8 protein-coding genes are annotated in these 10,844 nt (G+C 71.5%); 6 read left to right on the top strand and 2 right to left on the bottom strand.

Annotated features, from left to right (window positions below; all coding sequences use genetic code 11):
* Positions 1-127 precede the first annotated feature (127 nt).
* Positions 128-2,476, bottom strand: a complete 2,349-nt coding sequence (locus AB0K36_RS22135; protein ID WP_364597006.1) for an ABC transporter family substrate-binding protein — start codon at positions 2,474-2,476, stop codon at positions 128-130.
* A 320-nt stretch (positions 2,477-2,796) separates the two neighbouring features.
* On the opposite strand from AB0K36_RS22135, the gene AB0K36_RS22140 reads away from it, so the two are divergent.
* From AB0K36_RS22140 to AB0K36_RS22155, 4 genes are all read left to right on the top strand, one after another.
* A complete protein-coding gene (locus tag AB0K36_RS22140; RefSeq protein ID WP_189466243.1) occupies positions 2,797-3,036 on the top strand; it encodes an Rv0250c family protein in 240 nt (79 codons plus the stop codon).
* 84 nt (positions 3,037-3,120) lie between these two features.
* On the top strand, positions 3,121-3,942 hold the full coding sequence (gene sdhC / locus AB0K36_RS22145) for a succinate dehydrogenase subunit SdhC (protein ID WP_189466245.1): 822 nt from the start codon (positions 3,121-3,123) through the stop codon (positions 3,940-3,942).
* A gap of 14 nt (positions 3,943-3,956) precedes the next feature.
* Positions 3,957-5,882 (top strand): fumarate reductase/succinate dehydrogenase flavoprotein subunit, encoded by a 1,926-nt coding sequence (locus tag AB0K36_RS22150; protein ID WP_364597010.1) that lies wholly within the window; start codon positions 3,957-3,959, stop codon positions 5,880-5,882.
* Positions 5,879-6,649, top strand: a complete 771-nt coding sequence (locus AB0K36_RS22155; RefSeq protein WP_364597013.1) for a succinate dehydrogenase/fumarate reductase iron-sulfur subunit — start codon at positions 5,879-5,881, stop codon at positions 6,647-6,649. The genes AB0K36_RS22150 and AB0K36_RS22155 overlap by 4 nt, the downstream gene beginning before the upstream one ends.
* Before the next feature lie 55 nt (positions 6,650-6,704).
* Here AB0K36_RS22155 and AB0K36_RS22160 read toward each other — a convergent pair whose 3' ends face one another.
* Positions 6,705-7,793: a glycoside hydrolase family 18 protein gene (locus AB0K36_RS22160; protein ID WP_435877907.1), complete on the bottom strand. Its 1,089-nt coding sequence runs from the start codon at positions 7,791-7,793 to the stop codon at positions 6,705-6,707.
* Positions 7,794-7,881: 88 nt separating this feature from the next.
* Here AB0K36_RS22160 and AB0K36_RS22165 point away from each other — a divergent pair, with 88 nt between their 5' ends.
* Positions 7,882-9,969 (top strand): TPM domain-containing protein, encoded by a 2,088-nt coding sequence (locus AB0K36_RS22165; RefSeq protein ID WP_364597027.1) that lies wholly within the window; start codon positions 7,882-7,884, stop codon positions 9,967-9,969.
* A gap of 75 nt (positions 9,970-10,044) precedes the next feature.
* The gene (locus tag AB0K36_RS22170) at positions 10,045-10,755 is read left to right on the top strand and encodes a PspA/IM30 family protein (protein ID WP_364597016.1); all 711 of its coding nucleotides are present in this window, start codon (positions 10,045-10,047) and stop codon (positions 10,753-10,755) included.
* The last annotated feature ends 89 nt before the right edge of the window (positions 10,756-10,844 follow it).

A 10,844-nucleotide genomic window follows, 5' to 3' on the forward strand; every position in this document is an offset into this window, starting at 1 on the left:
CATGCGGGGGGCGAGCCTGGGTCAACGGTCGGCACGAGCTTGCCCGCCGGCGGCGCCGGCGGGCAAGGAAATTGAGCCAGTTCTGAGGTTGTGACCTGCGGTTTCTCCTGGCCGACGGTCTATGCGGTCACTGCTTGGGGGCGGCCGCGGCCGTCTTGAAACCAATGTCCTGGTATCGGGGCTCGGCGAATCCGAAGGCGCCCGCGTTGACCACCTGCTTGCGTGCCGCGACCAGCTGCGGGCGCTGGTAGAGCGGGACGGAGCCGGCCGCCGCCCAGATCCTGGCGTCCGCCCTGCGCATCAGGTCACGGGCGGCGTCCGCGTCGAGTTCCCCGGCGGCCTGGGTGAAGAGCTGGTCGATGTAGTCCGTACCCACCCGCGTGTAGTTCTGCTCGACGAGGAGCGAGCCGTCGGAGGCCGGCTTGGGCTTGGCGTAGATCGGCCGGGCGTCGGTCGCCGGGAACGGGCTGGAGGGCCACGAGTACAGGGCCAGGTCGTAGTCGCCGGACGCGATGTGGTCCTTGAAGAAGCTCGCGTCGTCGACCTTGATGATCTCCGTGCGCACGCCGACCCGGTCGAGCATCTGCGCGATCTTGTCGCCGACCGTGCGCAGCACCTCCGAGCCCGGGCCCGTGGGGAGGACGAAGCGGAGGCTCAGCGGCTTGCCGTCCTTGCCGAGGGCGCCGCCGGCGGAGGCGCCGCCGGGTGCCGCCGTACCGCGCGGAGCGTAGGCGCCGGCCATGCCGCTCTTGTCCGCGGCCTTCCCGGCCGCCTTGTCCGCCGAGCCGGCAGCGTCGTCGGCGGGCGACGTGGCCTGCCGACGGACGGCGGCACTCCGGAGCGCGGCGCCGGGCGCAGGGGCGAGGACGTGCGTGACGCGGGAACCGGACCTCGGGTCGTGGGCCGCAGGCTTGTCGTCACCGACGATGTAGAGCCCGTCGTCGGAGGCGGCGTCGTTCTTCTTCTCCGACGCCTTGGCCGAAGGGCGCGAGGACGGCTCGGCGGAGGCCTTGCCCGTCGTCTTCTTCCCGTCCTCCTCGCCCTCCTTGCCGTTCTCCTCCGGCTTCCCGGCCTCGCCGCCCGCCTTGGCCGGCTCCTCGCGCAGCCCTTCGGGCGTCCAGCCGGCGTCGGCGAGCAGCGCCTGCGCCTCCTGGGTGTCCTGCTCCCCGAGTGCGGCGCTGTTGTCGGTGTACGCGGCCTGCCCGGCCAGCGCGAGGTGGTTGCCGGGCGGCTCCGCGGGCAGTCCGAGCGGCGTGAGCACGGCCTCTGCCAGCGCCTTGCGGTCCAGCGCCCTCGCGATCGCGCGGCGCACCCGGTCGTCGGCCAGCGGCCCGGACTCACCGTTCAGTGCGAGCTGGGTGTACGCGGGCTCCAGTGACTTGCGGACCTCGTACCTGCTGAGGGCGGACTGCTCCCGCGCGTACTTCTTCTCGGCCTCCGCCGCCCGCTTGCGGGCCTGCTGTGCGACCTCGGCCAGTTCCTCGTCGGAGCCGTGGGCCATCGCCCACGACTTCAGGGCGGCGGAGGGAGCCTTGTCGGCGCCGGGGCCGTAGGCCAGCGGGCGCCCGCCGCGTCCGGCGTCCTTCACGGCGTAGGAGATACGTTCCGCCGCCGAGGGGTCGATGTCCGCCAGGTCGAGGCTTCCGGCCGCGAGCGCGGCGACCCGCTTGTCCCGCGGTACGGCCGACAGCACGAGCTTGTCGAGCTTGGGGCGGTCCCCCCACCAGCGCGGGTTCGGCACGAGCGTGGTGGTGTCGGCCTTCTGGTCGATCGCGGAGATCCGGAACGGTCCCGCCGTCACCTTGAGCTTCGTGCGGGCCCCGTCGTTGAAGGCCGCCGCGGTGCCGGTCACGTCCTTCGGGTAGAGCGGCGTGAAGAGCGACTGCCAGTCCGCGTAGGGCTTGGTGAAGGTGACCTTGACCTCCAGGTCGTTCTCACCGCGCTCGACCTTCTGGATCCGGTCGTACCCGGCGTTGCGCGCCGTCCAGTACGAGGAATCCTTTCCGCTCAGCGCCCGCCACTGGGCGAGGAAGTCCGGGGCGCCGATCTCGCGGCCGTCGCTCCACACGGCCTGCTGGTTGAGCTTGTAGAGCACGACCTGCTTGGGCTCCCGCTCGACGATCTCCGCCGATTCGAGATAGTCCGGATTCCGCTGCGGCCGCCCGTCGGCGTCCAGGGTGAACAGCGCCGGCAGCACGGCGCCGGCGATCCGGCCCGTCGTGGCGTCCGCGTCGGCCTGGAAGGTGTTGAGGGTGGCGGGCATCGTGTCGACGGCCCAGCGCAGTGTTCCTCCGTCGGCGACGAGCTCACGGTCGGCGGGTGAGATGTCCTGAGCCGGGGGCTTCCCCCTGCTCTGCTCCTCGCCCGAGCTGCATCCGGCGAGAACGGGGAGTACCAGCACTCCGCTCGCGAGCAGTGCGACGGGGCGGAGCCTTCGGGAGCATGTCCGCCCGCGGGGGGCTTCGACCTGGGACATGGCTTGTACCTCTTCGTCCTGTTTCGTCGAATTTAGAGATGATCACACCGATTCCACTCACTGAAGTGGATGGATTGCCGCGCCGGACGGAGACACGGCGGCGCTTCGACGAAGGCCACCCGTGCGGACGAACCGCGAACGCCGCCAACGGGAACAAAAAGGGTGAATATGGGGGGAGTGAGGCTCCGACCATGAGGGGCGCGCCGGCAGCGCCTGCGCCGGGAATCCCCGTACGTCCCCTTCACAAGCGGGGATGTGACGCGCGACACTCGCAGGCGCATGAACGACGCCACCGCACCCCGCGGAAGTGAGGGCAAGTCATGTCACAGGAAGATCTCGCGGCCGTCCAGCGCCGCCTCGATGAGCTGGTCCGGCGTGTCGGCCAGCTGGAACAGACAGTCGACCAGCTGCGTGGCTCCCGCCCGCTCGCGGGCTCCGCCGCACCGGCCGCGAAGGCCCGTCCCGAGCTGGTCACCATCCCCGACGCCCCGTACGACAACGCGCTGTGGACCGATTCGGACGACGAGGGACTGGGCGTCCGCGACCGGCACGCGCCCTGACCGGCCCGGACAGCAGGAGCCGGCCCGCAGGAAGGGCCGGCGGACCGGAGCCCATCCCTGATCCCACTCCACCCGGAGCCTTCGTTGGCCACTGGTACCGAACCACCACAAGTCCATAAGGGCGTGCACGAGGCCACGCGTGCCGCCATCGGCCCCCGCCACCTGCGGACGGACCGCTGGTGGCTGGCCCCGGCCCTGACGGCCGCCGGCCTGCTCGCCTTCATCGTGTACTCGACCTGGCGCGCGTTCGCGAACGCCGACTACTACGCGGCGCCGTACGTCTCGCCGTTCTACTCGCCCTGCCTGGCCGAGAACTGCGAACCGATGCGGTCGGGCCCCAACTGGGAGATCTTCGGCAGTTGGTGGGGCCTGTCGCCCGCGCTGCTGATCCTGATCTTCCCGCTCGGCTTCCGGCTGACCTGCTACTACTACCGCAAGGCCTACTACCGGGGCTTCTGGGCCTCTCCCCCGGCCTGCGCCGTCGCCGAGCCGCACAAGAAGTACTCCGGCGAGACCCGCTTCCCGCTGATCATGCAGAACATCCACCGGTACTTCTTCTACGCCGCCGTGCCGGTCGCGGGGATCCTCACGTACGACACGGTGCTCGCCTTCCGTGACGAGCACTACGAGTGGGGCCACATGGGCCTCGGCACGCTCGTGTTCCTGGTCAACATCGTGCTGATCTGGGCGTACACCATCTCGTGCCACTCGTGCCGGCACATCATCGGCGGCCGGCTGCGGCACTTCTCCAAGCATCCCGTGCGCTACCGCCTCTGGGGCTGGGTCGGCAAGCTGAACGCCCGTCACATGCAGCTCGCCTGGGCGTCGCTGTTCAGCGTCGCGCTCGCCGACCTCTACGTCTACCTCGTCGCGTCCGGCGCCTTCGACGATCCGAGGCTGTTCTAGATGGAAGGTGCTTGATGACCGAGCTCGAACGGCAGCAGTGGGACGTCGTGGTGGTGGGTGCGGGCGGCGCGGGCCTGCGCGCCGCCATCGAGGCGCGCGAGCGGGGCGCGCGTACGGCGGTGATCTGCAAGTCCCTGTTCGGCAAGGCCCACACGGTCATGGCGGAGGGCGGCATCGCCGCCTCCATGGGCAACGCGAACGCGGGCGACAACTGGCAGGTGCACTTCCGCGACACCATGCGCGGCGGGAAGTTCCTCAACCAATGGCGGATGGCGGAGCTGCACGCCCGCGAGGCGCCCGACCGGGTCTGGGAGCTGGAGACCTGGGGCGCGCTCTTCGACCGCACGGCCGACGGCCGGATCTCGCAGCGCAACTTCGGCGGTCACGAGTACCCGCGTCTCGCCCACGTCGGCGACCGCACCGGGCTCGAACTGATCCGCACCCTCCAGCAGAAGATCGTCTCCCTCCAGCAGGAGGACAAACGCGAGCTCGGCGACTACGAGGCCGGGCTGAAGGTCTTCCAGGAGTGCACGGTGACGCGCGTCCTGAAGAAGGACGGCAGGGTCTCCGGTGTCTTCTGCTACGAGCGGGAGTCCGGCCGCTTCTTCGTCCTCGAGGCCCCCTCCGTCATCCTGGCCACCGGCGGCATCGGCAAGTCGTTCAAGGTGACCTCCAACTCCTGGGAGTACACCGGGGACGGGCACGCCCTCGCGCTGCTGGCCGGCGCCCCGCTGGTGAACATGGAGTTCGTCCAGTTCCATCCGACGGGGATGGTCTGGCCGCCGTCGGTGAAGGGCATCCTCGTCACCGAGTCGGTGCGCGGCGACGGCGGGGTGCTGCGGAACTCCGAGGGCAAGCGGTTCATGTTCGACTACGTGCCCGACGTGTTCAAGGAGAAGTACGCGCAGTCCGAGGACGAGGGCGACCGCTGGTACGAGGACCCGGACAACAACCGGCGTCCCCCCGAACTGCTGCCGCGCGACGAGGTCGCGCGGGCGATCAACTCCGAGGTGAAGGCGGGCCGCGGCTCCCCGCACGGCGGTGTGTTCCTCGACGTGTCCACCCGGATGCCGGCGGACGTGATCCGCCGCCGGCTGCCGTCGATGTACCACCAGTTCAAGGAACTCGCGGACGTGGACATCACGGCGGAGGCCATGGAGGTCGGCCCCACCTGCCACTACGTGATGGGCGGCATCGCCGTCGAGTCCGACACCGCGGGCGCGCTCGGCGTACCCGGCCTGTTCGCCGCCGGAGAGGTCGCGGGCGGGATGCACGGCTCCAACCGCCTCGGCGGCAACTCGCTCTCCGACCTCCTCGTCTTCGGCCGCCGGGCCGGGCTCCACGCGGCCGAGTACGCCCAGCGGCTCCCCGCGCGGCCCGCGGTCGACGAGGCACAGATCGACGCGGCGGCGGCGGAGGCGCTGCGCCCGTTCAGCGCCGAGGGTCCGGAGGCGGGCGCGGCGCCCGAGAACCCGTACACGCTCCACCAGGAGCTTCAGCAGACGATGAACGACCTGGTCGGCATCATCCGCCGGGCGGGCGAGATGGAACAGGCCCTGACGAAGCTCGCCGAACTGCGCGAACGGGCGAGCCGTGCCGGGGTCGAGGGGCACCGGCAGTTCAACCCCGGCTGGCACCTCTCCCTGGACCTGCGGAACATGCTGCTGGTCAGCGAGTGCATCGCGCGGGCCGCCCTGGAACGGACGGAGAGCCGCGGCGGTCACACCCGGGAGGACTGCCCCGGCATGGACCGCGAATGGCGCCGGGTGAACCTGGTGTGCCGGCTCCGGCAGGAGGACGACGCCACCGGGACCGCCGGAGTCACCGGCCGGATCCGGCTCGAGCGGAGGACGACCGAGCCCATCCGTGCCGACCTGCTCGCGCTCTTCGAGAAGGAAGAGCTGATCAAGTACCTCTCCGAGGAGGAGCTGACCGAGTGAGCGCCTACCAAGCCCGCTTCAAGGTCTGGCGGGGCGACCGGAGCGGCGGCGGCCTCGAGGACTTCACCGTCGAGGTCAACGACGGAGAGGTCGTCCTCGACATCATCCACCGCCTCCAGGCCACCCAGGCGTCCGACCTCGCCGTCCGCTGGAACTGCAAGGCGGGCAAGTGCGGTTCGTGCAGCGCCGAGATCAACGGCCGGCCGCGGCTGATGTGCATGACCCGGATGTCCGTCTTCACGAGGGACGAGACGATCACGGTCACCCCGCTGCGGGCGTTCCCCGTGGTGCGGGACCTGGTCACCGACGTCTCGTTCAACTACGAGAAGGCCAGGGAGATCCCGTCGTTCGTACCGCCCCCGGGCGTCGCGGCCGGTGAGTACCGGATGCAGCAGATGGACGTGGAACGGTCGCAGGAGTTCCGCAAGTGCATCGAGTGCTTCCTGTGCCAGGACACCTGCCATGTGGTGCGCGACCACGAGGAGAACAAGGAGGCCTTCGCCGGCCCGCGGTTCCTGATGCGCATCGCCGAACTGGACATGCATCCGCTGGACTCGGCCTCCGGGGCCGGCCTGGACCGCAGGACGACGGCACAGGACGAACACGGGCTGGGCTACTGCAACATCACCAAGTGCTGTACGGAGGTCTGCCCGGAAGGCATCAAGATCACGGACAACGCGCTGATCCCGATGAAGGAACGGGCCGCGGACCGCAAGTACGACCCGCTGGTGTGGCTGGGCAACAAGATCAGGCGCCGGGAGGGCTGACCCCCTGCGGCGCGGGGACGGCGTGGAGTTCGCGCCGTCCCCGCGCCCCCGGTGGTCAGCACCACCCTTCGCGGTAGGCCTTCCAGTCGCCCTCCTCGGCCGCGAAGTCCACGTACAGCGCGACACCGAATCGCTTCCTGTCGCGGTCCGTGCGCCCGAGGCCCAGCCGGGTGCCGCGGACCGCGGCCGAGACCGTCTCGGCGTTCTCGTGGTGGCCGAGATCGTCCTCGTGGAAGAACGGCAGCCCCATCAGCAGGTCGGTGCCCGGGGCCGTCACCTCGAGCGCGAGGGCGGTCTGCTGCGCGACGTAGCCGCCGTACATGCCCTCCAGCGGCATCCAGGTGTCGTACGACATGACGGCGATCTGGTCGACCCGCCGCGCGACCTCGCCGAAGAACTTCTGCGACCACCACTTCTCCCGGCCGGTCACCGCCGCGTTCACGCGGTGCGCGGCGGGCAGGGGATCGATCTGGTGGGCCGCGACCGACAGCAGCGCCTCGCGGTCACGCGTCAGCTCGCGCAGTGCGTCGAGCAGGGACAGATAGTCGCGGTCCCCGGAGAGCAGCGGCTCCAGGTCGAAGTGGACGCCCTCGAACCCGGCGTCGAGGATCTGCCGGGCGGAGCCCACCACCGCGTCCCGGGACCGTTCGTCCAGGCGCAGCCCCTCCGGCCCGTCGTTGGCGAGCACGTCGCCCAGCCACGCCTGGACACGGATGCCCGGCATCTCCCGGTGCACCGCGTCGATGAGCCGGCGGGCACGGGGGTAGCGGTCGGCGGGCAGGGTGCCGTCGTGCTCGAGAGGGCCCGCGTGCACGTACAGGTCCTTGACGCCGGTGCCGCGGATCCGCTCGGCGAAGGCCCTGACGTCGGCGTCCTTCTTACGGCCGTCCACCCAGGCGTGGCCCATCCAGATCGCGTCCTTGCCGCGGGTGCGGGTGCCGTCCTGGAGGTCACCCGCGTAATTGATGCGCAGAGCCACCGCACCGGCGAGCGGCGGGACGAGCAGGACCAGCGCCAGGGCGAGCGCGATCCTCCTCGGCCACTTCAGCCGCGGGCCCCGCCATGCCCGTACGAACGCCCGCGCCCTGCCCTTCGGCCGTGCGGCCGCTCCGGTTCCCGTTCCCGTTCCCTCGTTGATCCCCATGGGACGCAGGACCGGTGATCGGGTACCCGCGGTTCCTGGCGGCGTCCGGTCGCGGCGGATCAGAGCCGGACTTAGCCTCCGAAATGTGATGCGAACAGCCGCCCGGATCCTCGTCGCCGTGCTCACGGCGGCATGGTGGCTGGTCGTGCCCGCCGCCGGAGGAGCCACGGCCGACGACCCCGTCGACCTCTCCCGGCAGGGGCAGATCACCGACCGCACGGAGGCACTGGGCGACCGCGCGGAGCAGGTGTCCCGGGCGCTGGACCGCCTGTACGACGAACAGCGGCTGCAACTGTTCGTCGTCTACGTCACCGACTTCTCCGGCCGCTCCGCGCAGGACTGGACGGAGCAGACCGCCGCGAAGAACGGGCTGGGCACGAGCGACGTCCTGCTGTCCGTCGCGACCCGCGCCCGGCAGTACGCCTACTGGGTCGACGCCGCCTCCCGCCTGACCGACGCACAGCTCGCCGAGGTCGCCCGGACGGCGGTGGAGCCCGCGCTGCGGGAGAACGACTGGGCGGGCGCCGCGATCGGTGCCGCCGACGGCTACGGCGCGGTGCTGTCCGGCGAACCGGTCCCCACCGTGGACATCACACCCGGCGAGGCCGATCCCGGCAACGGCGGCGGCGCGGGTACGGGCGCGGGCGACCTCGTGCTCCCGATCGCGGTCGTCGGCGGCGCCGCGGTTCTCGCCGCGTACACCTACACCAAACGCAAGCGGCGCACGGCGACCCGCACCACCCCCCAGGGCGGCCAGGAGGGCTGGGGCACGCCGGAGCAGCCACCGCTCCCGGAGCTCGACGCCAGGGCGAAGGCGGCGCTGGTGGAGACCGACGACGCGGTGCGCACCAGCCAGGAGGAACTCGGCTTCGCCACAGCCCAGTTCGGTGAGGAGGCGGCGCGGCCCTTCCACGAGGCCGTTGCGCACGCGCGGCAGGAGCTGACCGCCGCCTTCAGGATCCGCCAGCAGCTGGACGACGCCTACCCGGAGGACGACGCCACCCGCCGCAGGATGCTCGACGAGATCCTCGCCCGCTGCTCGGAGGCCGATCGCCGGCTCGACGCCGAGGCCGAGGACTTCGACCGGCTGCGCGCCCTGGAACGCAACGCGCCGCAGGCGCTGGACACGGCGGAGGCCGCCTTCCGGGACGTGAACGGCCGGGTCGTCAGCGCGGAGGCCACGCTGGGCGTGATGCGCGAGCGGTACGCGCCGTCTGCGGCGGCCCCGGTCGCGAACGACGTGGAACAGGCGAAGGACAGGCTCGAGTTCGCGACGGCCGCCCTCGACCGCGCCCGGCAGGCCGTCGAGGCCGACGACAACGGCTCCGCCGCGGTCCAGGTGCGGGCCGCGGAAGGTGCCGTCGCCCAGGCGGCCCGCCTGATCGAGGCCGTCGACCGCCGGGCGCGGGAACTGGCGGAAGCGGCCGGAAAGCTGCCGAGCGCGCTGACCGAGACGGAGACCGATCTGGCGGAGGCACGCGGCCTGCTCAAGGGGGCGGAGGAGGGCACGTCGACCGCCGGGCTCCAGGGGCGGATCGCCCGCGCGGAGACGGTCGCCGCGGAGGTGCGCACGGCGGCGGAGTCCGGGCGGTACGACCCCATCGACGCACTGCGCCGGGTCGAGGAGGCCGACGCCGCCCTGGACGAGGCGCTGGCCGGGATCCGGGAACAGGAACAGGGGACGCGGCGCTCCCTGGCCCTGCTGGAGCGGGCCCTGCTCGGCGCGCGCTCCGGTATCGGCGCCGCCGCCGACTTCATCACCACACACCGCGGCGCGGTCGGCAGCGAGGCCAGGACCCGGCTGGCGGAGGCCCAGCGCCGGCTCGAGCGGGCGGAGACACTGGCCGGAGCGGACGGCACGGGCGGGAACGGCACCGTCGGCGATCCGCAGGCGGCACTGGCCGAGGCTCAGCGGGCGGACTGGCTGGCGCAGCAGGCGCAGAGCCTCGCCGAGAACGATGTGCGCGACTTCCGGAACCCGTTCGGTCCGGGCGGTACGCCCGGGGCCCGGGGCCCCGGAGGCGGGCTCGGCGGTGCGGTGCTCGGCGGGATCCTCCTCGGCGGGATGCTCGGCGGCGGTGGCAGGGGCGGCGGGTTCGGCGGGGGCTTCGGCGGGGGCCCCGGCAGCTTCGGCGGTGGCGGCACGCGGGGCCGGATGGGCGGTGGCCGTTTCTGACGTACGCCGGCCGGAACCGCGTACGCCGGCCCGTATTCCGTTTGGCGTTCAAGGAGCCGTTCAAGGAGCAGTGGCATGACCAAGCAGACCATTCTCGGCCGGGTCGCCCAGCTGGCCAGGGCGAACATCAACGCGCTGCTGGACCAGGCGGAGGACCCGCAGGAGATGCTCGACCAGCTGATCCGCGACTACACGAACAACATCGTGGAGGCGGAGCAGGCGGTGGCGAGCACCATCGGCAACCTGCGCCTCATGGAACAGGACCACCAGGAGGACGTGGAGGCCGCCCAGGAATGGGGCACCAAGGCGCTGGCGGCCAGCAGGAAGGCGGACGAGCTCCGCGCGGCGGGACGGACGTCGGACGCCGACACGTTCGACAACCTGGCGAAGGTCGCCCTCGGCAGACAGCTCCGGTCCGAGCAGGAGGCGAAGACCGCGGAGCCGACGATCGCCTCCCAGACGGCGGTCGTCGACAAGCTCAAGTCCGGCCTGGAACAGATGAAGGCGAAGCTGGGGCAGCTCCAGGCGAAGCGGGACGAGCTGGTGGCCAGAGCGAAGTCCGCGGAGGCGCAGAACCGGATGATGGACGCCGTGAAGAGCATCGACGTGCTCGACCCGACGAGCGAACTCCACCGCTTCGAGGACAAGGTCCGCCGGGAGGAGGCGAGGGCGCTCGGAAAGCAGGAACTGGCGGCGTCGTCGCTGGACGCGCAGTTCGAGCAGCTGGAGAGCATGGGGGAGGAAGCGGAGATCGAGGCGAGGTTGGCGGCGCTGAAGTCCGCGTAGGGGGTGGGCCGGGGGGCCGCTGCGCGGGGCCGTTAGAACGGAAGAGCGTCGGGTAGGGACACACTGTACACAACCAAGTGTAGATAGCG

This window comes from Streptomyces kurssanovii (assembly GCF_040677245.1).
Classification (GTDB): domain Bacteria; phylum Actinomycetota; class Actinomycetes; order Streptomycetales; family Streptomycetaceae; genus Streptomyces; species Streptomyces kurssanovii.

Bases quoted from the DNA above. Each gene is read 5' to 3' on its own strand.
- AB0K36_RS22150 (WP_364597010.1), top strand. From the start codon at position 3,957: ATGACCGAGCTCGAACGGCAGCAGTGGGACGTCGTGGTGGTGGGTGCG.
- AB0K36_RS22165 (WP_364597027.1), top strand. From the start codon at position 7,882: ATGCGAACAGCCGCCCGGATCCTCGTCGCCGTGCTCACGGCGGCATGG.
- AB0K36_RS22135 (WP_364597006.1), bottom strand. From the start codon at position 2,476: ATGTCCCAGGTCGAAGCCCCCCGCGGGCGGACATGCTCCCGAAGGCTC.
- AB0K36_RS22170 (WP_364597016.1), top strand. From the start codon at position 10,045: ATGACCAAGCAGACCATTCTCGGCCGGGTCGCCCAGCTGGCCAGGGCG.
- AB0K36_RS22160 (WP_435877907.1), bottom strand. From the start codon at position 7,793: ATGGGGATCAACGAGGGAACGGGAACGGGAACCGGAGCGGCCGCACGG.
- AB0K36_RS22140 (WP_189466243.1), top strand. From the start codon at position 2,797: ATGTCACAGGAAGATCTCGCGGCCGTCCAGCGCCGCCTCGATGAGCTG.